This window comes from Pedobacter sp. ASV28 (genome assembly GCF_016428855.1).
In the GTDB taxonomy this organism is placed as follows: domain Bacteria; phylum Bacteroidota; class Bacteroidia; order Sphingobacteriales; family Sphingobacteriaceae; genus Pedobacter.
The window spans coordinates 1-24,698 of record NZ_JAELTN010000067.1 but is presented as its reverse complement, the minus strand read 5'-3'; the positions used below and the strand labels follow the sequence as shown (position 1 = coordinate 24,698).

19 protein-coding genes and 1 tRNA gene are annotated in these 24,698 nt (G+C 37.8%); 10 read left to right on the top strand and 10 right to left on the bottom strand.

The window, feature by feature from the left end; all coding sequences use genetic code 11:
- The first annotated feature begins 215 nt into the window (after positions 1 to 215).
- From JHD79_RS19100 to JHD79_RS19085, 4 genes are all read left to right on the top strand, one after another.
- Positions 216 to 1,412, top strand: a complete 1,197-nt coding sequence (locus JHD79_RS19100; RefSeq protein WP_199120958.1) for a PepSY domain-containing protein — start codon at positions 216 to 218, stop codon at positions 1,410 to 1,412.
- Between the two features lie 100 nt (positions 1,413 to 1,512).
- Complete coding sequence (locus JHD79_RS19095; protein WP_199120957.1) at positions 1,513 to 2,436, top strand: DUF6607 family protein; 924 nt, start codon at positions 1,513 to 1,515, stop codon at positions 2,434 to 2,436.
- Positions 2,437 to 2,476: 40 nt separating this feature from the next.
- Positions 2,477 to 3,661: a M28 family metallopeptidase gene (locus JHD79_RS19090; protein WP_233164788.1), complete on the top strand. Its 1,185-nt coding sequence runs from the start codon at positions 2,477 to 2,479 to the stop codon at positions 3,659 to 3,661.
- A gap of 50 nt (positions 3,662 to 3,711) precedes the next feature.
- A complete protein-coding gene (locus tag JHD79_RS19085; protein ID WP_199120955.1) occupies positions 3,712 to 3,957 on the top strand; it encodes a hypothetical protein in 246 nt (81 codons plus the stop codon).
- Here JHD79_RS19085 and JHD79_RS19080 read toward each other — a convergent pair whose 3' ends face one another.
- A complete protein-coding gene (locus JHD79_RS19080) occupies positions 3,958 to 4,902 on the bottom strand; it encodes a LytTR family DNA-binding domain-containing protein (RefSeq protein ID WP_199120954.1) in 945 nt (314 codons plus the stop codon). It abuts the gene before it with no gap.
- 317 nt (positions 4,903 to 5,219) lie between these two features.
- Here JHD79_RS19080 and JHD79_RS19075 point away from each other — a divergent pair, with 317 nt between their 5' ends.
- Positions 5,220 to 6,410 (top strand): S41 family peptidase, encoded by a 1,191-nt coding sequence (locus JHD79_RS19075; protein ID WP_370583359.1) that lies wholly within the window; start codon positions 5,220 to 5,222, stop codon positions 6,408 to 6,410.
- 479 nt (positions 6,411 to 6,889) lie between these two features.
- Here JHD79_RS19075 and JHD79_RS19070 read toward each other — a convergent pair whose 3' ends face one another.
- The 4 genes from JHD79_RS19070 to metG all read right to left on the bottom strand — a co-directional run bounded on the left by JHD79_RS19070 (position 6,890) and on the right by metG (position 11,301).
- Complete coding sequence (locus JHD79_RS19070; RefSeq protein ID WP_233164787.1) at positions 6,890 to 7,498, bottom strand: hypothetical protein; 609 nt, start codon at positions 7,496 to 7,498, stop codon at positions 6,890 to 6,892.
- Between the two features lie 258 nt (positions 7,499 to 7,756).
- Positions 7,757 to 7,828 (bottom strand) — tRNA-Arg (locus JHD79_RS19065).
- A 62-nt stretch (positions 7,829 to 7,890) separates the two neighbouring features.
- Entirely contained in the window at positions 7,891 to 9,168 is a 1,278-nt protein-coding gene (locus tag JHD79_RS19060) for a mechanosensitive ion channel family protein (RefSeq protein WP_199120951.1), read from the bottom strand.
- A 27-nt stretch (positions 9,169 to 9,195) separates the two neighbouring features.
- Positions 9,196 to 11,301: a methionine--tRNA ligase gene (gene metG, locus JHD79_RS19055; protein ID WP_199120950.1), complete on the bottom strand. Its 2,106-nt coding sequence runs from the start codon at positions 11,299 to 11,301 to the stop codon at positions 9,196 to 9,198.
- Positions 11,302 to 11,340: 39 nt separating this feature from the next.
- Between metG and JHD79_RS19050 the strand changes: the two genes are divergently transcribed.
- Together JHD79_RS19050 and JHD79_RS19045 are read left to right on the top strand one after the other, a co-directional pair.
- A complete protein-coding gene (locus JHD79_RS19050; RefSeq protein WP_199120949.1) occupies positions 11,341 to 12,237 on the top strand; it encodes an LD-carboxypeptidase in 897 nt (298 codons plus the stop codon).
- Positions 12,238 to 12,242: 5 nt separating this feature from the next.
- Complete coding sequence (locus JHD79_RS19045; protein ID WP_199120948.1) at positions 12,243 to 12,650, top strand: DoxX family protein; 408 nt, start codon at positions 12,243 to 12,245, stop codon at positions 12,648 to 12,650.
- A gap of 4 nt (positions 12,651 to 12,654) precedes the next feature.
- On the opposite strand, the gene JHD79_RS19040 is transcribed toward JHD79_RS19045, so the two are convergent.
- From JHD79_RS19040 to JHD79_RS19020, 5 genes are all read right to left on the bottom strand, one after another.
- Positions 12,655 to 13,335, bottom strand: a complete 681-nt coding sequence (locus JHD79_RS19040; RefSeq protein ID WP_199120947.1) for a hypothetical protein — start codon at positions 13,333 to 13,335, stop codon at positions 12,655 to 12,657.
- A gap of 61 nt (positions 13,336 to 13,396) precedes the next feature.
- A complete protein-coding gene (locus tag JHD79_RS19035) occupies positions 13,397 to 13,879 on the bottom strand; it encodes a hypothetical protein (protein ID WP_199120946.1) in 483 nt (160 codons plus the stop codon).
- Positions 13,880 to 13,938: 59 nt separating this feature from the next.
- Positions 13,939 to 15,444, bottom strand: coding sequence for a RagB/SusD family nutrient uptake outer membrane protein (locus JHD79_RS19030; protein ID WP_199120945.1), 1,506 nt, complete (start codon positions 15,442 to 15,444; stop codon positions 13,939 to 13,941).
- Between the two features lie 9 nt (positions 15,445 to 15,453).
- Complete coding sequence (locus tag JHD79_RS19025; protein WP_199120944.1) at positions 15,454 to 18,456, bottom strand: TonB-dependent receptor; 3,003 nt, start codon at positions 18,454 to 18,456, stop codon at positions 15,454 to 15,456.
- Between the two features lie 315 nt (positions 18,457 to 18,771).
- Positions 18,772 to 19,698, bottom strand: a complete 927-nt coding sequence (locus JHD79_RS19020) for a site-specific integrase (protein ID WP_199120943.1) — start codon at positions 19,696 to 19,698, stop codon at positions 18,772 to 18,774.
- Between the two features lie 153 nt (positions 19,699 to 19,851).
- Here JHD79_RS19020 and JHD79_RS19015 point away from each other — a divergent pair, with 153 nt between their 5' ends.
- From JHD79_RS19015 to JHD79_RS19005, 3 genes are all read left to right on the top strand, one after another.
- A complete protein-coding gene (locus JHD79_RS19015) occupies positions 19,852 to 22,893 on the top strand; it encodes a TonB-dependent receptor (RefSeq protein WP_199120942.1) in 3,042 nt (1,013 codons plus the stop codon).
- A gap of 19 nt (positions 22,894 to 22,912) precedes the next feature.
- Complete coding sequence (locus JHD79_RS19010) at positions 22,913 to 24,331, top strand: RagB/SusD family nutrient uptake outer membrane protein (RefSeq protein WP_199120941.1); 1,419 nt, start codon at positions 22,913 to 22,915, stop codon at positions 24,329 to 24,331.
- Positions 24,332 to 24,454: 123 nt separating this feature from the next.
- The coding region (locus tag JHD79_RS19005) for a hypothetical protein (RefSeq protein WP_199120940.1) at positions 24,455 to 24,698 on the top strand (244 nt) is incomplete at its 3' end.

The window sequence follows — 24,698 nt, the reverse complement described above, 5'->3', positions numbered from 1 at the left end:
CCCCCCCCCCCCCCCCCCCCCCCACCACCCCCCCCCCCCCACCCCCCCCCCCCCCCCCCCCCCCCCCCCCCCCCCCCCCCCCCCCCCCCCCCCCCCCCCCAAAAATCTTTTTTTGGCTCGATCGTCGGCAGCGTCAGATGTGTATAAGAGACAGTCTAAAAATAGTGAACCAACCATCCTTTAACCCGTGGTTGGTTTGTTTCTTATAAAAGTTGATGAGCTTAAGCAAAACAAAAACTATCAAAAAAAACAAGAAATCTGTATTTCGCAGGTTAAGCGATTGGCTACACTTATGGCTAGGCATTGGTGCGGGTATTATGGTCATATTTATTGCATTAACTGGATGCATTTATGTTTTCCAAACTGAAATCACTTCACTCATCTATGGTAAACGGCTTTACGTAGAACCCACCACAAGCCAAGCCAAGCCACTGCCTATCAGTGTGCTTAAGGACAAAGCTGAAATGGCCCTAAAAGGGAAAGCCATCAATTTTATTACCACCTATCCAGACCCCCATAAAACCTGGGAATTTGGTGCCTTTAAAAGTGGAGACCCTAATGCTTTTTTTTATTTCGATGCGGTCGATTATTATGATTCGGCACATCTTAATCCTTATACTGGTGAAGTCACCAAAGTATTTCATTATAAATACGAGTTTTTCAACATTGTTAAAATGTTGCACTGGAGTTTGCTCATCAACCACCCTATCGGGCAACAGATCATCGGATGGTCCACCATCATATTCGTCATTTTACTGATTACCGGAATGATCCATTGGTGGCCAAAAAACCTAAAAAAATCCAATGTAGATAAGAGTTTCAAAATAAAATGGACTGCCAAGTTTAAACGACTAAACTATGACCTTCATAATGTCCCCGGATTTTATGCCCTTCTTATTGCCCTTACCTTGGCCTTAACCGGATTGGTATGGGCTTTTCAATGGTTTCAAAGTACCGTTTATGCTGCAGCCTCATTAAGTGTAACTCCTCCCGATACCAAAGCTTTCAAATCGGATACTTTATACGCCAAATCGGCCAATGCATTTGACATTGCTTTTGAAACCGCAAAGACACTTTATCCAAGGGCAAAAAAAATTGGAATAAGCCCAGCTATTGGTGCAGAAGGCGTCATTTATGCTAATGCATACAAAGGCGAAGAAACCTATTATGATTCTAACGATATGCAGTTTGACCAATACAGCGGAAAATTATTAAACAACAGAACTTACCAATCTAAAAATGCTGGCGAAAGACTTATTGGGATGAACTACGACATACATGTGGGTGCCATTTTAGGTTTGCCAGGAAAAATATTAGCCTTTTGCGCTAGTTTTATTACTGCCTCTTTGCCTATTACAGGTTTTATCATTTGGTCGGGAAGAAGAAAAAAATCTAAATCGAAACACCATTAAATTTATTTAGAATAATTAAAAATAATTTGTTTGATAAAAATATTGGTTGTTAATTTGTACTAATCTGGAAACATTCTAAATAACTCCATAAAATTAAATAATGATGAAAAAAATACAACTGTCCATAGCCTTACTTTTATCGGTCTTATTTGTGTCTGCTCAAAACAAATTTGATCAAGACCGCAATGCCATAAAATCATTGGCAGGCTTTTACAAGGTTACCTTTAACTACGCTGAAACCTTTTCACCTGATGACGATTACAAATTTCACGATAGGCATCGATCTTCGGCAAAAGAAATTGCCATCATTGTTGAAGATTCGCCCAAGAAAATTGTGATACAACATCTTTTGGTCATGAGAGGCGACAGCATGATCATTAAACACTGGCGTGAAGATTGGACCTATGAAGATCCAAAAATCTTGGTTTTCGATAAAGAAGACACTTGGAAAAATATAACTTTAAAGCCAGAAGAAACTAAAGGAAAATGGACTCAGAAAGTATATCAGGTAGATGACAGTCCTCGTTATCAAGCAATAGGTAGCTGGGTACATGTAGATGGCAGATCACAATGGATCAGTAATTCAGATTCTCCGCTGCCTCGCCGTGAACATACCGAACGTAGCGACTACAATGTACTCAATCGTCGCAACTTCGTTTATCTTACTCCAAATGGTTGGATGTTTGAACAAGACAATAAAAAAATTGTCCGCACCCCTACTGGCGATAAATTATTAGCTCAGGAAAAAGGTCTAGAGGAATTTGTAAAAGTCGATCCTAAATCTTTTGGCTACGCCCAAGAATGGTGGAAAACAAACCAAAGCTTTTGGAAAGATGCCCGCGACATTTGGGACCATGTTTTTGCAAGCAATACGGTGATCAAGCTTGCGCCCAAAGTAGACAACAAACTGCTTTATGAAAAATTCTTTGCAGCCAATGCCCAATCGGTAAAAGAAAAATGGTCATCAGTCAAAAACAAAGAAGAGATTACCAAGATCATTAATTCATACCTACTTAAAGGATAAAACTCTTTAAGAAATTAGATCAGACTCATAAGCTTTGTGCATGCGATTATATATATTGCCAGCACAAAGCTTTTTTATGACACGTATCGTCTTCCTTCTGCTGTTCTTAGTTATTGGCGTGTATTGTTCAGCACAAGATTTAACCTATGCCCAAAACACCTTAAAAGAACTTACCTCCTCAAAATATTGGGGTCGTGGCTATACTAAAAATGGGATGGCAAAAGCGGCCGGGTTTATCGAAAACGAATTCAAAACCTTCGGCTTATTGCCCATGAATGGCGGAAGCTACCAGCAACATTTTTCTTTTCCCGTAAATACTTTTCCTGGCAAGGTCATATTAAGTATTAATGGCAAAAAATTAGAGCCCGGCAAAGATTTTATTGTTCATCAGTCCAGCAAGGGAATTAACGTCACAGATCAGCTTTTACCTATAGACAGTACCACTTTTGTCGGTAAATCCAGTAAAATAACCCTTAGCTTACAACCAAAATTAACTTGGTCTGTATCTCAAAAAGAGCTCGAATATACCCTCATTGAGCTTAACAAAGCTACCTTAACAGCTATACCCACCCATATAAAAGTCGACATAGAAAATCAATACATTTCTAATTTCAGTGCGGCTAATGTTTGTGGAATAGTAAAAGGAACCTCCGTGCCCGATTCTGTCATTGTAATTACAGCTCATTATGACCATTTAGGCGGGATGGGCAACAAGATTTATTTTCCGGGTGCCAACGACAATGCCAGTGGTGTCTCATTTTTATTGAGCCTGGCCAAATATTATGCCGCCAATCCCCCAAAATATAGCATTGCCTTTATCTGTTTTGCCGCAGAAGAGGCAGGTTTATTGGGTTCTAAATATTTTACAGAAAATCCCCTAATTCCATTAGAGAATATCCGTTTTCTATTCAACGTAGACATGGTAGGCACGGGAGAAACTGGTGCAACAGTGGTCAATGCTACCGTTCATACCAAAGAATTTGCGCTGCTCAATAAAATAAATGACGAAAATAAGTTTTTAGTTAAAATTAATCCTCGTGGTAAAGCCGCCAACAGCGATCATTATTTTTTTAGCGAGAAAGGCGTACCTTCATTTTTTCTTTACACCCAAGGTGGCATTACGGCCTATCATGATGTTTTTGATAAAGCCAGCACCCTACCTTTTACCGTTTATGAAAATTTATTTAAGCTTTTTGTGGGCTTTAATACAACGCTGATGAAATAGTTTCCTTTGGTCAATTTAATTCCCTTATTTTTACGCAAAAAATAATCCATATGGCAGTATTAAATAAGAAAGAAGAAAAGATTGCAGCGGTACTTGAAAAACTGCCTAAAAAATATACAGATAAAGATTTTGTAGAACTATTTATTAAACTCTATTCCAAAGATTGGGGCAAGATCAAGGCTGCCTATATTAAACAGTCACAGGATAAGGAGCCAGGTACGATCGTAAAAATGCCCAAACCCGAACTCTATCTAAAACAATTGCTTGATAATTACCTTACATCAACAAAAGCATAGCTATAATTCCTGATTCTTCGGGCCGAATACCAAACGTGATTTTTCAAGTATACTTTTAAGAGATTTATATCTTTTTCTGGTGATGAGGAATTCAAGATCTTGCGAGTACAATTTGATAATGTACTTTTCAAATTCCCAATAACTATAGCTCTTAATATATTGGAGATTGACAAGCTGTGATCGATTGATTCTGAAAAATTTTAACGGATCTAGATTTTCTTCCAATTCTGAGATTGTTTTTTTAACCTGGTACTTTGAGTCCTGAAGATTAGCATAATAAGCTTTTTCAATAACCTCAAACCAACAGATATCATCGACACTTAGCATCGTTGAACCTTTATTATCATAACATTCTATCGTTTTAAGATAATGATCCATAGCTGGCTGTACTATATTTGAAGAAGCTTGCTCCTTACTTTTTTTGTTAAAAGATAGATAACTCCAGACAAGGTTGATATTCACAATGACAAATCCCCATAGTAGAATGGGAAATAGGTAATTCAGAAACATCGATCCGGTAAATACGAATTCTGGAAAATATCTCGACCAACCATAAAAGGGAAAGAAGACCACCAGGTACCTAAAAAAATTTGTTATCGGACCAAAGATAAAAATGGAGAATATAAATAACGGGATCCACTTCAATTCGTAAATAATCAACTGCTTCAATGTCAGCCCCACATGATCAAGTTTAAATCTCTTGTAATAAAATCGGAGCAGAAAAGAGAATATGCCAATTGTGATGATCTCAAATAGAAACAAGTTACCAGAAAAAAAAATAATATAATTAAATATTCCCCCACCGCTGATACTCCTGATCGGGCTTCTCTCTGCATTATTCAACATATTGATCTGATCAACCAAAACCGCCAGAAGGGGGAATATTAAAAAATGATAGATTTTAGAGAAGACAAACTGCTTGATTTCAATCTTGCCAGAATTCATATCGAGCAAAGATAAAAGAATTTGATATAAGGCTAGGTTATACCCGTATTTCAGCTATAAAAATCCTTATTTGAAGCCAGATTGCTTTAGCTATAAACCATTGCCGAGTATACTTGCAGCAAATAAAATCCAAAAAAATGAAAAGAAATTCGAAGAAATATTTTCTGTTAATCGTCCCGTTTATCACTTCTATTTACACCAAAGCACAAACAACGTGGACAATGGCTGACCCTAAAAATCTAGACTTTACCATCAGCACTACGATAATCGGCAACAACATAACAGGTAAAACAAGAAAGGATGCTTTACACGACTACGTGGGAGCATTAAAATATAAGCTCATCAAAATGGCCAGCCCTTTAAAGTATCCTGAGATTATCCATTTCGAAGGTACATTCGACACGAAAAATCCCTCTATTTTCAAAGGAGTTTATTACAACCTCTTCTCACAAAACAACTGTTATGGTAAAATAACTGGAGATTCAATAGTAATAACATTGTTGAACAAGCTAGAAAAACCCATAAAAGTGATAAAAGGTTACAAAAATGAATATCCTAAAAGTGAGAATTATGAGGAAATCGTTTTAAAGATTATAAATCTGACAGAAGAGCACCTGTTTAATCCCAGTTTTCTAAAAAGCAAGGATTGGAAAAATTTTAAAAGCAGGCTAATTGCTTCCAGTGGGAAGATGGAAGATAAACTTGAGCTCCAAACCGGATTTTATGCCATTGCCCGTGATTTTCCTTTTACACATTATAACCTTATTGCCAACCGTAAAGAACAAGAAAATAAAACTAATTTCTCCCTTAGCTCGATTGATAAATCGAGCTGCCTATTAAAAATAAAATCATTTGAGGGAGATAGGCTAACGATAGATACATTAATCGAAAAAATTGAGAATAATCAATATTCAACCTTGATTATTGATTTACGTGATAATGCTGGGGGATCTAATGAAACCGCATTACCACTTATGTCCTATCTCTCTGATAAAGCGGTAACAGGGGGAGTATTCCCAAACAAAAACTGGTATAAGGAACATAAAACACCTCCCATTATCCATGATTATGACGAGTTCAATGAATTTAATTTCGGAACCCTTGAAGAATTTTACAGCATGGCAAAAAATCGAAATGGACTTTACATTAGGTCGCTTCCTGGTAAAAGTTATTTCAGGGGAAAAGTTTATATTTTATGTAACGAAAATACAGCCAGTACTAGTGAAGTTTTGATCCAAGGACTTAGGGAAAACAATATTGGACAACTGGTCGGTAAAAAAACTGCAGGCGCCGCATTAAGCGGACGAAGATTTCACATAGACAAAGATCTTAGCTTATTTATTCCCGTTAATGATTACATTTCTCATAAAGGATATAAAATTGATAAGCATGGTATTAAACCGGATATTGAGGTTGAAACGGATGCGTTAAAATATGTGCTAAAAAAAATAGATGATGAGCTAACTGTCCAGCAAAATTCACGCAAAGCAACGATATCAAATAATTGAGCAGTATTAAGTTAACGTTTGATGATTAAGCATTGCCGATCATACCATTATTGTTGCTCCAACTTCTAATGTTATAACTGAAGTTATGAAATGCTCAATGGTTACTGGCAGACAGACGGTCGCACACACCGATAATTTTACGTTGACCAACTAAAAGGGAAATAACATCTAAAAGAAAAAAGGGATACGTTTAAAAACGTTATCCCTTTTAGTAGACCATGATAAGCTATTTGCAAACTATCTCTTGCGGGCTTTCGAGTATTTAACAAGATTAGTTGACTAAATGGAAATTGATGGATTGAAAAAGTATCATACATCGATACATTTTTGTCGATGTGCGGCCAAATATCCCCACACAATAAGCCTTTGCAGCCTCTTTTAACCTTATCGAGGGGTTTGGGTAAATTTATATCATATTCTAGTTAAAACAGTTGCCCATTTCAAGTACGTTTTTTGAACAGACAAGCAAATTATCGAGCTCAGGCCAGCAAGCCAGTTACCAATGATTTCCACTGGGGATAAGAAAACCCAACCATAGCTGCCCACCCAACCAGCATATTACGAACATTGTCAATTGTATTGACGGTATAAGTATTCGCCTGTTCGTTTCGGCCATGTTCTTCAGCATAAATATTCTTTCTTATACGTTTGACCTGAAAAGTGGAAGAAGCCTGTTCAGTTAAGAAATGTGCCGTATCGTTACTTTTTGAGAGCGGATTAGGTGCAGGTCTGGCCCTCAAGGTCACTGCTTCCATGCCTACTTCTTGTTCTTCAATAATAGCCTCTACCAATACCCAATCATAGCCTTTTCCAATTTTAGTCCCCGGTCCTGGTATATCAATTTTCAGGTAGTCACCTTCTTCTGCTAAACGTTCAACTGGGTTACCATGAGTATTTGTCAATTGAAAGCTGGACATTTCAGTGCCAGCCAATGAAGCCCAGCGATTGACATCCAATAACCTGGTTCTGACCAATTGAAAAAATGCTATTGCAGTGGCTTCATCGTCAAATACGCGTTTTTCCACTACATCCATCTTTTCGCCAATCTCTTGTGGGGGAATATGTGCTTTCCCTAACTTTTCATTCATACCCATATCTCTAATTTTTAATCATGGCGATACAAATAGCCACTACTTATAAAATAGCAGAAGCCTGGAAAAGTTTTACAAAAATAGAAAATAGGTATTTGAGGCAATTAGATAATTAGCATCCTACCTCTTTAAAGTAGGATACGGAATAAGAAATGCTCCATATATTTTATAGATGAAAAGATGGTGTATATTGTCAATTCTATACAGTTAAAACATAAAAAAGCCATCAGTCAAACACGATTGATGGCTTTTTTGTAGCCCCGAGCAGAATCGAACTGCTATCTAAAGTTTAGGAAACTTCTATTCTATCCGTTGAACTACAGGGCCAGGTTATGGTCGCAAATATATAAATTTATTAAAGCTTTAAATAGGGAAATTAAACAGAAATGTTAAATATTACGCATTTCAACATGCTTGATGTCCCCCGAACCTTCCATTTCATAAACCTGTAGATCAAAGTAGGGTGCAGCAGCAATAATATGATCGAATATATCGGCCATGATGTACTCATATTCTGCCCAAACAATGGTATTGGCAAAAACATACACCTCAATGGGCAATCCCTGTGGTGTAGGTGCCAATTGCCTCACCATGATATTCATTTTCTTATTTGTGCCAGAATGGTTAGAAATATAACTATCAATATATTTTCTGAACAGGCCCGCATTGGTTAGGTTTCTTCCATTTATTAATAAACTCTTATCAGCACCAATGCGTTGATTATGCTTTTCTATATCTTTTTGACGATGCTGTATATAGGGTGCCAATAATTGTATTTTCTCAAACCTTTCGAGTTCATCCTGTTTAACAAAGTGAATACTTGATTGTTTGATATAGACCGCCCGCTTAATCCTTCTCCCTCCCGACTGCCTCATTCCCCGCCAGTTTTGAAAGGAATCTGAAATTAGGGAATACGTAGGTATAGTGGTAATGGTCTTATCAAAATTCTGGACCTTTACGGTGGTCAGGTTGATTTCCAGAATATCGCCATCGGCCCCGTATTTTGGCATGGTAATCCAGTCGCCTATGCGTACAATATCATTAGTAGTTACCTGTATACTTGCTACAAAGCCCATAATTGTATCTTTAAACATGAGTAGTAGCACTGCAGAAATGGCTCCCATGGCTGTAAAAAAGGCCACGGGCGATTTTCCCGTAAGGTTGGAGAAAAGCACCACTGTACCCATCAGATATAAGATGATGCGTATTACTTGTAAGTAGCTATCTATGGGTTTACCCCTAAAACCTGGGCTTTCCTTTAATAAATCTCCTCCAACCTTTATAAAGGCCATTATGATCCAAATGACCACAATAACAAGATAGATATCGCATAGTACCTTTAATAATTTTGCAAATTGCGGATAGTCATGAAAAACCACTGGCATGGCCAAGTAAAGCACAATAAGTGGGGCAATGAGCGACAAATAATGTGGGATCTTGTTCTCTAATAAATATTTAAAGAAGGCCAAGTCGGTTTTTCGAATGGTCTGGATGACAATTAACCGCAGGATACGCTTAACTACATAATGGATCAAATAAGTGATCGCAATAGTTAACGCCAGCAATACAAAAGTATTAACCAGCGTTGCCGTATTTGTTGATAAGCCCAGGCCCTTGAAAAAAGCCAAGCTTATCCTACTGAAATCCTGCAAATAATTATGCTCCATATTACCGCAATATTGTGTTTGCAGCAATTAACGAATTACTGCACCATTATTTGTTTTTTGGACAGGGCTCACAAAAGACAATTTGCCTTCGGAATCTTCGGCCATTAAAATCATGCCTTGCGAAACAATACCTTTTATTTCCCTAGGTGCCAAATTAACCAATAGGCTCACCTGCTGTCCAATAATATCTTCAGGCTTATAATATTCTGCAATGCCCGACACTACCGTACGCTCATCCAGTCCGGTATCAAGTGTCAATTTCAGCAATTTCTTGGTCTTTTCTACTTTTTCTGCTGCTACAATTGTCGCTACTCGAATATCCATCGCACCAAACTGCTCAAATTGGATATTTTCTTTTACCGGGCTCACCACGGCATTTGTTTCATTGGCCAATTTGCTGCGATTTAGCTTATCTATTTGTGCCTGTACTTCTTCATCTTCAATTTTGCTGAACAACAAAACGGGCTCATTCAGTTGATGGCCTCTTTTCAATAGATGAATAGATCCGGCATCTTCCCAGATATGACCTCCGTAGTTCAGCATTTTCATTAATTTATCAGCTGTGAAAGGCAGAAATGGCTCTATCAGGATCTCTATATTAGCCGCAATCTGCAGGGCAATATTTAAAATGGTACGTACCCTATCTTCATCGGTCTTGATCACTTTCCATGGCTCAGTTTCCGCCAGGTATTTATTACCCAAACGGGCTACATTCATTACCTCTGCCAAAGCCTCTCTAAAGCGATAATTTTCAATAGATGAGCTGATCTTTGCCGGATAGCCCTGCAACTCTTCTATAACAGCCTTATCCACATCGGTGAGCTCCATTAAGGTTGGTACCTTACCATCAAAATATTTATGGGTAAGTACCGTTACCCTATTAACAAAATTGCCCAGGATAGCTACCAGCTCATTGTTATTACGAGCCTGAAAATCTTTCCATGTAAAATCATTGTCCTTGGTCTCTGGGGCTGTAGCTGTAAGCACATAGCGCAATATATCTTGTTTATCCTTGAATTCTTCAAGATATTCATTTAACCATACCGCCCAGTTCTTGGAAGTAGATATTTTTTGTCCTTCTAGGTTAAGAAATTCATTTGCAGGTACATTATCAGCCAAAGTATAGCCTCCGTGCGCCATCAACATCGCCGGAAAGATGATGCAGTGGAAAACAATATTATCTTTTCCTATAAAATGGACTAATTTAGTTTCCTCATCTTTCCAGTAATCTTCCCAATCAAAACTTGTGGTATTAATCTGATTGATATAATATTCTTCGGCTATTGGATTCCATATGCCCATCTTTCCATAGTTGCTCAGTTCTTTTGTTGCCGAAATATAGCCAATAGGGGCATCGAACCAAACATACAATACCTTACCCTCTGCACCTTTAACCGGAACCTTTACTCCCCAATCTAGATCCCTAGTCATGGCTCTTGGCTGTAAGCCTGCATTTAGCCAACTTTGACATTGCCCATAAACATTGGGTTTCCATTCTTTATGGCTTTCGATATATGCCCTCAGTTTATCTTCATATTGGTCGAGGGGCAAAAACCAGTTTTTGGTTTCCTTACGTACAGGTGGTTCGCCAGAAAGGGTTGATTTTGGATTGATCAGATCGGTAGCATTCAATGTGCTCCCACAACTTTCGCATTGATCACCGTAGGCATTTTCATTTCCGCATTTTGGGCAAGTTCCCGTAATATACCTATCTGCCAAAAAAGTCTGCGCTTTTTCATCATAATATTGCTCGGTAATTTCCTCGGTAAACACCCCATCATTATACAGCTTTTCAAAGAAATCTTCAGCTGTTTGGTGATGGGTCAATGAGGAAGTACGGTGATAGATATCGAAAGATATGCCAAACTCCCTAAATGAATCGCCAATGATTTTATGATATCGGTCTACGATTTCTTGAGGCGTTACCCCTTCTTTCTTGGCTTTGAGCGTAATCGGCACTCCGTTCTCATCAGACCCGCAGATAAACTTCACCTCCCTTTTATTAGACCTTAGATACCTTACATAGGTATCAGCAGGCAGATAAACACCAGCCAGGTGACCAATATGAACTGGACCATTAGTGTAGGGCAATGCAGCCGTTACGGTATATCTTTTAATTTTACTGTTATCCAAAACTATTTATTTATTTTGGCAAAGATAAGTGTTTTAAAAATGATTAAGCAGCCAGCATATTTAAAAAAGGGAGATAAAATTGCCATTGTATGTCCCGCAAAAAAATTACCTGCCAGTATAGATCAAGGTATTGCCGTCTTACAAGAATGGGGATTAGAGGTTGTATTGGGAAAGACCATAACCGCTTCATACCACCAATTTGCAGGAAGTGATGAACTTCGTGCTACAGATTTACAGCAGTATTTAGATGATCCTAGCATTAAAGCCATTATTGCAGGCAGAGGAGGCTATGGAACAATCCGAATTATCGATAAGTTAAACTTTACCCGTTTCAATGAAAATCCAAAATGGTTAATTGGCTTTAGCGACATTACCATCCTCCTTTCCCACGCCTTGGCAAAACTAAATACCCAAAGCATACATGGTCAAATGCCCTACACCTTTGCTGACAGCACTCCTGAAGCTTTAGAGAGCCTTAGAAAGGCCTTATTTGGCCTGCCTAATAACTACACCTACCAGAGCGATTTTAAGGGGAGATACGGCGAAACAAAAGGGGTGCTCATTGGAGGGAACCTTTCTTTACTTATTGCAGTAGAAGGCTCCGAATCCGAAATGGACTATACCGATAAAATCCTTTTTATAGAAGATGTGGGAGAACACGAATATTCCATTGATAGAATGATGCGGATATTGTATAGAAACGGGAAATTAGCTAGGCTAAAAGGACTGATTGTAGGTGCTTTTAATGAAATTGAAGAAGAAAAAATTCCATTTGGCCAAACACCGGAAGAAGTAATCTGGGAGTTGGTAGCTCAATATGATTATCCCGTATGCTTCCATTTTCCAACAGGGCACATTGCAGATAACAGGGCAATGGTTTTAGGCAAAACTGTATCTTTGACCGTAGAAAATCATAACGTTCAACTTAAATATTAACAGCAATGGCAATTTTTGATAATTTAGGCAAATACCGCAATACAGGTCTATTAATCTTAAGAATAGGCATAGGCATAATGATGATGGTCCATGGACTTCCAAAAATTATGGGAGGGCCAGAAAAATGGGCAGGATTAGGTGGTAGTATGAAGGTGATCAATATAAATTTCCTACCTATGTTTTGGGGCTTTATGGCGGCCATATCAGAAGGTTTAGGGGGCTTTCTGTTAATTTTGGGATTATTTTTCCGCCCCGTAAATATCTTACTGGTATTCACCATGATTATTGCCGCCCTGGTTCACTTTGGCAAAGGTGATGGCCTTTCTGGAGCTTCCCACGCCATAGAACTTGGGATTGTTTTCTTTGGTCTTATTTTTATTGGGCCCGGAAAGTATAGTGTAGACAGGAAATAGGTGTTTACTTGCTGTTATAATAATCCACCAGCTTTATAAGGTCTGCTTCATTCTTAAAGTTTATTTTGTTTTGTGAAGCAAACTTTTCCATCTCTGATTTTTTACGAGGAAAAGAATCCAAGAAATCTTTACTCTTTTTTACTTCCAGCATCTTACCATCAAGATATAAGAAGTAATCTGCTTTATCTATCACATAGTTAACTGTGACGGCAGAGTTATATTCTCTTTTTTCCCCAATTCTTTTCGTATTCTTCTTCAGGAGCAAAACATTTCCATCAGCCAGCACTTCATAAAAAGAATCCTTATTAAATTTGCCAAAATCATTAAAACCATTTCTAAATACTTTTGGCTTGCCGTTAATCAATATTACAAATTCCTTTACCGGCTTTAAGAATTTCATGGTCGCATCCTTTTCTCCCAAAAAATACAATACATCATCTAATACATTATATTTCAATTCAACATCTTTATAGACCGCGTTATTGTCCATTTTAATAATGCCTTTATTCCAATCATCATATAAAAATGGCGAACCCTCTACATCACGTCTACCAAAGATATCGGACGGAGATCCGGAAACCATACTACCGATAAAGACTTTCGTTCTATCATAATTTTCCTGAGAGAAGGACTTTATTGAACTCAATATTATTAATAATGCTATGGGATAAAAGATCTTTTTCATATTACATATAATAAAAAAACAGCTAGTAGTTTTTTGCTACTAGCTGTTGAATTTAGTTTAGTTATCGTCTCAATGTTACTATAAACTTATTAAAATTCGGATTAGGCTTAATGTTGCCGTCCGATAATAAATCTACAATTACTGTTCTTTGGTCTCCAACAGTTGTTAAGCTGTTAGGAACCAAGTTCAACTTGATATAAGCTAATGATGTGTTCGGAGCAAAAGTCACTTTTCTGGCGCCAACTGGATTAAAAGTATAGTGCGTACCTTCAACGGCAGTGCTAGTTGATCTTACTCTAAAATTTACGTCGATTGGAGCTGCGCTTTGTGGTCCAACTAATTGGACTAAAATACTATCAGTTCCTCTAACATTTAACATCACAGTTCTAGTCGAATCTGTTTGGGTACCCGCAAGTGTCGAAACCCCCTTGGCACTCAATACAGATGCCTGCTGGCCAAAGGTAAAGTTCTTAATCTCTGTAACTACGGGTCCGTTATAGATTAATGCCGTTTCTGATTTTTCAGGAAGGCACCCTATAAACATTGTTCCTAGAACAAATAAAACTATAGGGTAAATAATATATTTTCTTAACATAACTTCTTTTAATAATTAGGATTTTGTGGTAATGCTGGATTCAACGAGACTTCTCCACTTGGTAGTGGTGCCAATAACCTGTAATCGGTGTATAACACAGGCAAAGCAGAAGCAGCTTGAGCGGGTTTTGTAATTGTTCTACCCAAACGTTTTAGATCGAACCATCTATGTCCTTCAAAGAATAATTCTCTTCTTCTCTCATTTTGGATATAATCAACAATTGCCGCCGTTGCAGGTACCCCAGCGGTTGTAGCATTACGAGCTGTACGCAATTGAACCACAAGTGCTGCTGCATCTCCATAAAGAGTTTGATTAGCCAATGCTTCTGCTTTCATCAATAAAACATCCGAATACCTCATCATTTTCACATTATCCGTATAAGCTCCATTAGATCCAGAGTATTTATTACACCAGTTATAAAAAACAGCATTAGTTGAAGTACGGGCATTAAAGATCAATGCTTTTCTATCATCAGCTGTCTCAAACAAAGCAAATAACTCGTTAGAAACAGTCTGACCTCCAAAAGTAGCTAGGTTACTAGCATTGGTTCCAGTTGGTTGAGTGTAAGTAAACAAACCATTATTACTTCCTGTAACACCCGTTACCTCTACTGATTGAACATAGTTCAATTCAAACAACGATTCCGGATGGGGAACCTTTTTAAAATCAGCAGCCGCATTTCCAGCTCCAGAAAGTTTAGCAAAAACAATGGTTGGAGAAAGCGCTTTATCAAACTCTTGTACTGCTAAAGCATCCTTTCCGCCCCAGTATAAATAAACTTTACCTAAAAGTGCGTGCGCGAAACTCTCTGTAACCCTGAATGGATTGGTTGGCACACGCGAAGTAGTTGGATCAACAACAGCAAGATTAGCGAATGCAGCAATAGAGGCTAATAAATCTTTTTCAATATTATTATAAACCTCAAGAACTGTAGCTCTAGACTGTAAAGTAGCCTCTGATGCCAGTTTCGTAGGTTTCAACCTTAATACAGCACTTTTATTAAAGCCTGCATTGGTACCGGTAGTAGGTATCATATTAGGTTCGTAACCATAAATCCTAGCTATATCAAAGTATATCAATCCCCTTAAAGCCAAAGCCTCTGCCTTAACCTTAACTTGCAAAGCTTTTTTAGTAGCAGGCACATCTGCCAAACCATCAATACCCGCAATGATGTTATTCAGCTCGTTGATAGCAGAATAAGCATTTGCCCAAATATTGTACTGAGCGCCTCTAGTGTTCAAATTTTGCGTATTGTATCTACTACTAGATATTGCTGTAGCTGTAAATATATTATCCGCTAGAGCGTCACCCATAATTGCCATATCTCTTCCATAGTAGGCATAATCCTGCATACGATCATAAACAGAGATCAAAACAGATTGATACCCATCCACATCTTTCAATGCAACCTCTGGAGTAACAGAGTTCTGCGGGTTTAGTTCCACTAGTTTCTTACAAGAAGTCACAGAAATCATTAGACCTGCAACAACATATATTAATAATTTCTTTTTCATTTCTATATTTTAAAATTGAACACTTAAACCACCAGAAATAACTCTTGGATTAGGATAGAAATTCAAGTTATTACCTGAGTTTTCAGGATCATCGCCTCTGTAATTTGTAAACGTTAACAAGTTCAATCCTTGAAGGCTTACCGTAACATTAGGAATTCTAATTTTTTGTGTAATTTTTTCTGGTATTCTATAACTTAGGTTCGCTTGTTTCAATCGAATGTAAGAGGCTCTTTCAACAAACCTGCTTGAAAAAGTAATCATTGAAAGAGAACCCGGTTCAACTTGTCCTTGAAATGGTCTTGGAACTGCAGTTAGTTGTCCTGGAGTAGTCCATCTCTGTAATTGAGAAACCAACTGATTGTTAGCTATACTTCCTGATTGTTCAATATATTGAGCACTTTGAATGTATGAATAGTTACCATACTGATATTGAAACATGAAGTCTAAAGTAATTCCTTTATAAGAGATCGTATTAGTAAAACCTCCGAAGAAGTCAGGGTTTTGATCACCTATATATTGTCTATCAGCTAGGGTTGGGTTATAAGTAATATTTTGATTTTTATCATAATACATTGCCCTACCATCAGCCGGATTTACACCTGCATATTTATAAGTGAAGATTTGATATAAAGGCATCCCAACAGTATAGAAAAAGTCTGAAATATTGGTAAGTCCATTATTCAATTGAAGTAATTTATTCCTATTAAATGCAATGTTGAAGTTTGTTGTCCAACGCAAATCTTTTGTTTCAACATTTCGGGTATTCAAATCAATATCGATACCTTCTGTTCTCGCTTTACCAGCATTTTCATTAATCGATCCGAAGCCAGAGTCGCCAGGCAATGTTCTTCCCAAAATAAGGTCTGAATTGGTTTTACGGTAAATATCAAATGATAAAGTAATTCTGTTTTTTAAGAACCCTAGATCCAAACCAAAGTTTACTTGCTTAGAAACCTCCCAAGTAAGATCAGGATTAGGTAATTGGATTGGCCTTAAGCCCCCTGAAAGACCAGGGTTACCATATTGACCACCATTTCCATAAAGAGCCAATACCCCAAAGTTATCTGTAGGCTGAACACCTGTTTCACCGTAACTTGCCCTTAATTTTAGATCGCTCATTACTTTTTGGTCTTTCATGAAATCCTCATCAATGACCCTCCATCCTCCGGATACACCATAGAATAAACCAAATCTCTTATTTGCTCCAAATCTAGAAGATCCATCATATCTCACGTTTCCTGAGAAAAGGTACCTGCCTTTATAATCATATTTTACGTTACCCAAGATACCTGCCGTTCTATAACCTGTAAAGCTTGAAGTGGTAGCGGTAGGAGTAGAAGCCCCACTAAGCAAGGAGATAACCGGACTGGCAAAACCTTGAGCTGTGCCACTCAATACAGTACCTGTAACTTCTCTGAATTCAACCCCAGCTAGTGCGCTTAGGTTGTGATCACCAATGGTTTTCGCATAATTAACGGTACCTGTTGTAGTATAGTTAATATTCCTTCTAAACTGCTCGGCTCCAGAACCTACTGTTCCTGCCGCTGCAGATAAAGTAGCTGGTCTGTAGTTTAGGTCGTTAACATCAGAAAAATCAATACCACCAAATACTTTTGCAGATAAACCTGGCATTATTTTATAGGTCAAAGCCAAGTTACTTACCGTTTGAAAAGTACCTGCCTTTCTAATCTCTTGAACCAAATTTTGAACCGAGTTCTGGCTGTTTGTTCCAATAAAATTAGTATTAAATGTACCATCAGCATTGTATACTTTATTTATTGGTGCAGTTAATAATGCGCCAGTAAAAGGAGTATTCGTGAAAAATCCAGCGGTAGTACCTGGACCTATTGCTTTAGAACCCGCAAGACTTAATGAGGCAGAAACAGTAAATTTATCTGATATGGTATGGTCTAAATTTGCCCTAAACGTACCTCTTTTATAATTAGACGATAAAATCGTTCCATCATTGTTATTAAAAGAGCCAGATATAAAGAACTTCGTTTTGGCGTCACCACCTGAAACAGATAAATCGTACTGACTATTTTTACCCGTTTGAGAAACAGCGTCAATCCAATTGTAATTTTCAATTACTGCAGGCACACCAGCTGGGAATGTAGCTGCCGCCGCTGCTGCCGCTCCCTCTGCAGCAGAAAACCCTGCCCTTACATATTGGTTTTCGAAAGCTTCAACACGTAACTTATACCAAGTTGCAGCATCCAATATGTCGTAAGGATTGTATTGCTTAGCATTACCAATTTGAGCAGATGCCCTAATTACAGATTTACCAGCTTTACCTTTTTTGGTCGTAATTAACACCACACCATTACCTGCCAATGATCCGTAAATCGCAGCAGAAGCAGCATCTTTTAAAATCTCGATTGATTCGATATCATTAGGATTAATTGAAGCAAGTGTATTTACAGACGTTTGACCAGATACACCTCCAGAGTTCATTTGTACTCCGTCTACAATATATAGCGGTTGGGTAGAACCATTGATCGTAGCTGTACCCCTAATGTTTACAGAAATTCCACCACCTGGCTGACCACTTGTTGAGTTTACCTGAACACCCGCAGCTCTACCTTGAAGTGCCTTGTCAAATGATTGGATAGGCTGATCTTGGAAAGCATCGCCTTTAATTTGAGAGATAGATCCTGTCACCTCTCTTTTTTGTTGCACTCCATAACCTGTTACAATAACTTCTGTTAAAGCTTTAGAATCTGCAACTAATGAAACGTTCACCGAATTAGATGAACCTACATTAACTGTTTGGGAAAGATAGCCTAGAGAAGAGAACTCTAAAGCCGATACATTTCCCTTTACCACTAGGGAAAAACGGCCATTTGCTGCGGTTGAAGTACCAGCATTTGACCCTTTTACTTTTACACTCACACCCGGCAACGGCAGTCCATCTTCCTTCGAAGTCACCGTACCAGTAATTGTCCTATCTTGCGCCATTGCCGTGGTGGCAACAAATAGCAAGATGAACAAACTTTGTAGAAGTTTTTTCATAAATTAATAAAATTTAGGTTAGTTAATAATTAATTAATAGCTAAATATAGATACATTAAAAATGTAACACAAACTTTATTTAACATTTTTTAACAGTTTTTTTGAAAAAATGTCAACTTGTGATGAAAGATATAGGTCTTTTTATCATGGCTTTAGATAAGCCCGCACGTTTTTTGACATTTATATTGCATATAAATAGAAAATTTTGTTTTTGTTATTTTGCCTATAAAACTTGGTCAATCTTATAAGATTGACCAAGTTTTATAGGCTGTATTTTGAATACCTATAGAGATTTAAAGCACAGACTGTTTAAAATTACTTTAATGTTTTAAACATTTGGTCTATGCATTTTTTCTTTTGCTCTAAATTAGGGTGTACATATAAGTTCAAAGTCGTGCTGATATTCGAATGTCCAAGCAAGACACTTACTGTTTTATAATCACATTTACTTTCAATACATCTTGTAGCGAAACTATGTCTAAGCCCATGGAACTTTAGTTCAGGCATACCTAATTCTTTCATGAAGTTTTTATAAAAATTATTATAGCATCTTGGTTCAGTTGGCTTTGCGCTATTACTAAGCACAAAGAAAGAACCATTTACAATTTTTTTGATGGGTTTTAACATTTTCAATAAATCTTTGTTCATAGGAACATCTCTAATGGAATTCTTAGTTTTGGGTGTATCTATAATAAGTTCTGTCTTTTTAATGCCGTCTTCTATAAGGTAAATTCTTTGTATGGTCTTCCTAACCCTTATAATTCCCATATCTGTATCGATATCATCCCAAGTAAGTGCGCATACCTCGCCGATTCGCATTCCTGCACTAAGGCAAATGTATACGCCTAAGCTTCGAAACGTAAAATGTTCTTGTATGTGGTTCATTACTTTTTTTTGATTGCCCCTGCTCAACACTTCAATGATATTTTTCCCCCGTTCTGTTGGGAACTTAACATCGAATGGCCTCTGTTCTAACCATTTGTTTTTAGCGCCGAATTTGATTACCATTTTCAAGACAATTAGCATATCTTTAATGGATTTCTGGCTAAGCCCCTGCTCTAGCTTTTGAAATACAAAAGCCTGCACGCTTGTTTCCTCAACAATGTACTTATCTCCAAATACGGGCAACAAGTGATTTTCGATTAAAAGCGCATATGCCGAAAAACTAGACCTTTTTACGTATTGCTTTTTGTCTGTCTTCCATAAGCTAATTACTTCCGAAATTCTTTTTTGTTCATTCATGAAATTTAATTTAAAACTCTCCTTTTATTGTTTAACCTTGTTATTGTTTCTTGTTATAAAAGAGCGCCAGCTTTGTTTTCTCAATCACCGTGGTTTAGCACAGACATATTCGTTAATAAGTTCGCAATAGATAATCATAAATTTTATTAATTTATGAAAAAACTTCTACAAAGTTTGTTCATCTTGCTATTTGTTGCCACTACGGCAATGGCGCAAGATAGAACAATTACTGGTACGGTGACTTCGAAAGAAGATGGACTGCCGTTACCAGGCGTGAGTGTAAAAGTAAAAGGGTCAAGCATAGGTGCTTCGACCAATGCAAACGGAAAATTCACTTTAGTAGTAAAAGGCTCCGTTTCTGCTCTAGAGATCACTTCTCTTGGTTTTGTTTCCCAAACGGTAAACATTGGATCTAGCAATACGGTCAATGTTTCTTTGGAATCGGATTCTAAAGCTTTAACAGAAGTTGTCGTTACAGGCTATGGTACTGTAACCAAATTAACCCAAACTGGAGCTGTTACCCAAATTGGCGGAGAAGAGCTAGAGAATCAACCGCTAACTTCTTTTGATAAAGCCTTACAAGGTAGGGTGGCTGGTCTTCAATCTATTGGAGGTTCAGGTCAACCAGGATCTATTCAACAGGTTAGAATTAGGGGTATTGGTTCAATGACCGCTGGAGCTGCCCCATTGTATGTAATTGATGGTATTCCAATTAACAGTGGAGATTTGTCTAGGGCAACTACCACAGCGAATGCACTAGCTGGGATCAACCCGAATGACATCGAAACAATTACCGTTCTTAAAGATGCTTCTGCGGCATCAATCTATGGAGCAAGAGCGGCAAATGGTGTAATTGTAGTGACCACCAAAAAAGGTAAGGCAGGTGCTACCAAGATAAGAGTAGATGCAGAATATGGAAGAGCATCTGTTGGCTATCTAAATGAAAGAAATAGGCCATTGACCACTTCAGAATGGAAAGAGCTTACTGCTGAGGGCCTATTAAACGCTCCTGCTTATGTTACTGCTTATGGATTAACTCCTGCAAACGTAGGTGCCTTTGTTGATGCAAACTTCAATACAGGTGCTGGAGTAAATACAAATTGGATCGATCAGGTTACCAGAGACGGAAATCAGGCACAATATAACGTTTCAGCTAATGGTGGTAATGAAAAAACACAGTTTAATGTTTCGGCGGGCTATTTCAAACAAGAAGGAACTGTAATTGCCTCTGAATTCAATAGATATTCGGCAAACGTAAACCTAACACATAAAGCAACAGATAAATTAACATTTACCGCGAATTTGGTGGGATCAAACTCTAACCAAAAAGGCCCTGGAAATGGTGGTTTATTTGCTAACCCAGTGTTAACTGCCTATTTCCTTTTGCCAAGTTATGCCCCTTATGAGGCAGATGGTACTACACCAAACATTACTTCTTCATATTTTGCGCCAGGTTCTTTGTTCAACCCATTATATATCGCAAAATACGATAAAAGAAACTCTAACTTTTTTAAAGGCCTGGGTTCCTTTTCAGCTTCTTACCAAATCTTGCCTAACTTGAAGTTTACCTCTAAATACGGTATCGATTACAACAATAACGAAGAGGATACCTATAACAACCCTTATCATGGAGATGGTAGAAACGATAGCGGTAGGGCTGGTAGATATTATACTCGCTATTTCAATTGGGTATGGACAAACTTATTTGACTACTCATTTAAGGCACTATCTGACGAATCTTTATCTTTTAATTTAAAAGCAGGTTATGAGGCCCAAAAGTCTTCAACCTATTTCTCTAATACTGTAGCTTATACCTTGCCATTGAACACCAATATCATTGTTCCTTCAGCAGGTTCTGTATATAATACAGCAACTGGATCAAACAGTGACTATACCTTCGCTTCAATGTTAGCGTTAGGAGATGTTTCTTATAAAGGTAGGTATGTATTATCTGGATCTTTCAGACGTGATGGTTCTTCACGCTTTGGTGCAGATAACAGATATGGTAATTTCTGGTCTATTGGTGCATCATGGAATATTGACCAAGAAGATTTCTTTAAATCGGTTAATTGGATAGACCAATTGAAACTAAGAGGATCTTATGGTAAAAATGGTAATGCCGATATAGGTAATTATGATTGGAGACCTTTATATGGATATGGTGCGGCTTATAACTATCAAGGCTTAACCGGAAGTGCCCCGGTTACGGTAGGTAACCTTCCTTTAACTTGGGAAGAAAACAAACCCCTTGATATTGGTGTTGATGCTAGCTTCCTAAAAGGAAGATTGAATGTTACTTTAGAGTGGTATACCCGTACCACCAGTAGCTTATTGTTAAATGAACCCCTTTCTAGAACTTCAGGATTTTCGAGCTTTGTAAACAATGTCGGATCAATGAAAAATAGTGGATATGAGGTCACATTAAACGGAACACCAGTAGTAGCAGGTGACTTCAAGTGGGATGCATCATTTAATATTTCCCATAATAAAAATAAGATCTTAACCTTAGTTAATAACCAAGAACAATTATCAAGTCCATTCATCAGAAGAGTAGGCTTAGACTATCAAACATTCTATGTACCACTATGGGCTGGAGTAAACCCAACCAATGGAGCGCCATTATGGTATACTGATGAGACAAAAACAGCTACAACTTCTACCTATGCTTCTGCTAAACGTGGCGTAGTAGGTTCTGCTTCTCCTTCTTATTTTGGAAGTTTTGGTTCTACATTCAGCTATAAAGGATTTAGTTTAGATGCTTTATTATATTATAATTTTGGCAACCTAGTTCGTGACGGATGGGCGAATTACACGCAATCTGACGGCTACAATGCTACATTCAATCGTACTGCTTACCAGTTAGCTAGATGGACCCCTCAAAACACCCAAACCAATGTTCCTAAATATGTTTATGGTGGTGCAAACAGTTCAAATAGCTTATCTGATCGTTTCATTTATAAAGGAGACTATGTTAGATTGAGAGAGGTAACGCTTGGGTATGCCGTACCAAAGCAATTCTTATCCCAAATCAAGTTATCTAGCGCTAAAATCTATGTTAGAGGTGTGAATTTGTTGACTTGGGTTAAAGATAAAAATCTTCCTTGGGACCCTGAGGCAGGCGGAATTGGAGGAGGATCTAACTTTGATGTTTACATTCCTAAAACATTTACAGTTGGTGTCAATGTAGGTTTTTAACTAAAAATTTTTGAAGAAAATGAAAACGAAATTAAAAATGAATAAGGTTCTACTTTCGGGTATTCTTGCAATAGGACTTTTAGGCTCATGTTCTAAAGATTTTTTAGATCAAAAGCCATATACGCAAATCACTCCAGAAGATGCCCTTGCCACCGAAAGTGACATGTTGGCAGCACTTAGGGGTACATATGCTACTTTAAGAGCAGCAAATCTTTTTGGCAGAAATATACAGGTAATAGGTGATCTATCTGCAGATAACGTGTTTATCTCTACCAAAAACTCGGGTCGATTCTTTGCTTGGGATCAATATGTATTTACTTCGGCAAATACAGAATATACAGGTATGTGGACAGATTCGTATACCGCAATCTTAAGAGCTAACAACATCATTAATGCTACTGTGACCGGTAGTGCTGCCGTAAACCAATATAAGGGAGAGGCCTATGCCATTAGAGCATTGATGTATTTTAACTTAGTTAGAACTTATGCAAGGCCATATACTGATAATCCAGCAGGTCCTGGTGTACCTATCGTTACCCAATACGATCCTAAACTAAAACCTGCGAGAAGCTCAGTGGCTGATGTTTATGCTTTAATACAGGCAGATTTGCTACAAGCTTATAATTTAATGACGCAGTATACTGGATCTAACAGGTTCTCCAAATATGCCGCCAGGGCTCTAGCCGCAAAAGCATCTTTGTATCAAGGCCTTAATCAACAAGCCTATGATTTTGCAAATGATGTAATTACAAATGGAGGTTTTACCTTGGCAACTTCTGCTAATTTGGGTTCATATTGGAGCAATGTAGCTGGTAACCCTGCTACTTCTAAGCTTGAAACCTTATTCGAAGTATCTGCTGATGCAACTTTAAATGTTGGAACTGATGAACTTGCCTATATGTATCTACAAGCTGGTTATGGTGATTTATTAGTTAATCCAACATTATATAACTTATATAATGCTACAGACGTAAGGAGAAGCTTAATTACTGTAGGCTCACGTGCCGGTGGAGAAGCAGTTGCATACATTGTAAATAAATACAAGGCTGTATCTGGCGATCGAGATGACAAAAAAGTATTGAGGTTATCTGAGGTTTATTTAATTGCTTCTGAAGCTTCAGCAAGAATTGGTGTCGCTACCGAGCCTAGAGCTTTGACTTTGCTGAATACCTTGATGGCACAAAGGGATCCTTCCCTAGTCTATGCATCAACTGGAGCACAGCTGATCAATGACATTGTTCAGGAAAGAAGGAAAGAACTTGCTTTTGAAGGCGATAGATCTTATGATCTAACCAGGTTAAAAAGAGACATCACCAGAGTTGGTGGCACCTATAGCATCACTAGTATTCCATATACTAACGACTTTAGACTTGCACCAATTCCTCAGGCAGAAAGAGATGTTAACCCAATTACTCAAAATCCAGGTTATATTCAATAATAATATAATTATAGGGTCTTTTTAAAGTCCTACATTCCCGATTCGCAAATTTGCGAATCGGGTTTTTTAAATTTGACATAAGCAATTTTAGATATGAAAGTTTTGTTAAAAATCGCGTCCAAAATGACAATGCTAGCTGCACTATTACTAGTGACGGCCTATTCACAAGCCCAAGAAGTGTACATGAGCGATGTTTCCGGTACTGCCTTAAGAAAAGATTCTAGATATGCAGAAGTTGAAGGAACACCCTTTTTATATACAGATTGGTCAGATGGAGTTGTTGTTTTCAAGTCCAACAAGGTCATAAAGTCCATTCCCCTCAAATACAACATCGAATCAGAAGATATCTATTTTAAAAGCCCTCAAA

Bases quoted from the DNA above. Each gene is read 5' to 3' on its own strand.
- JHD79_RS19100 (WP_199120958.1), top strand. From the start codon at position 216: ATGAGCTTAAGCAAAACAAAAACTATCAAAAAAAACAAGAAATCTGTA.
- JHD79_RS19095 (WP_199120957.1), top strand. From the start codon at position 1,513: ATGATGAAAAAAATACAACTGTCCATAGCCTTACTTTTATCGGTCTTA.
- JHD79_RS19090 (WP_233164788.1), top strand. From the start codon at position 2,477: ATGCGATTATATATATTGCCAGCACAAAGCTTTTTTATGACACGTATC.
- JHD79_RS19085 (WP_199120955.1), top strand. From the start codon at position 3,712: ATGGCAGTATTAAATAAGAAAGAAGAAAAGATTGCAGCGGTACTTGAA.
- JHD79_RS19080 (WP_199120954.1), bottom strand. From the start codon at position 4,902: ATGAATTCTGGCAAGATTGAAATCAAGCAGTTTGTCTTCTCTAAAATC.
- JHD79_RS19070 (WP_233164787.1), bottom strand. From the start codon at position 7,498: ATGAATGAAAAGTTAGGGAAAGCACATATTCCCCCACAAGAGATTGGC.
- JHD79_RS19060 (WP_199120951.1), bottom strand. From the start codon at position 9,168: ATGGAGCATAATTATTTGCAGGATTTCAGTAGGATAAGCTTGGCTTTT.
- JHD79_RS19050 (WP_199120949.1), top strand. From the start codon at position 11,341: ATGATTAAGCAGCCAGCATATTTAAAAAAGGGAGATAAAATTGCCATT.
- JHD79_RS19045 (WP_199120948.1), top strand. From the start codon at position 12,243: ATGGCAATTTTTGATAATTTAGGCAAATACCGCAATACAGGTCTATTA.
- JHD79_RS19040 (WP_199120947.1), bottom strand. From the start codon at position 13,335: ATGAAAAAGATCTTTTATCCCATAGCATTATTAATAATATTGAGTTCA.
- JHD79_RS19035 (WP_199120946.1), bottom strand. From the start codon at position 13,879: ATGTTTATAGGGTGCCTTCCTGAAAAATCAGAAACGGCATTAATCTAT.
- JHD79_RS19030 (WP_199120945.1), bottom strand. From the start codon at position 15,444: ATGAAAAAGAAATTATTAATATATGTTGTTGCAGGTCTAATGATTTCT.
- JHD79_RS19025 (WP_199120944.1), bottom strand. From the start codon at position 18,456: ATGAAAAAACTTCTACAAAGTTTGTTCATCTTGCTATTTGTTGCCACC.
- JHD79_RS19020 (WP_199120943.1), bottom strand. From the start codon at position 19,698: ATGAATGAACAAAAAAGAATTTCGGAAGTAATTAGCTTATGGAAGACA.
- JHD79_RS19015 (WP_199120942.1), top strand. From the start codon at position 19,852: ATGAAAAAACTTCTACAAAGTTTGTTCATCTTGCTATTTGTTGCCACT.
- JHD79_RS19010 (WP_199120941.1), top strand. From the start codon at position 22,913: ATGAAAACGAAATTAAAAATGAATAAGGTTCTACTTTCGGGTATTCTT.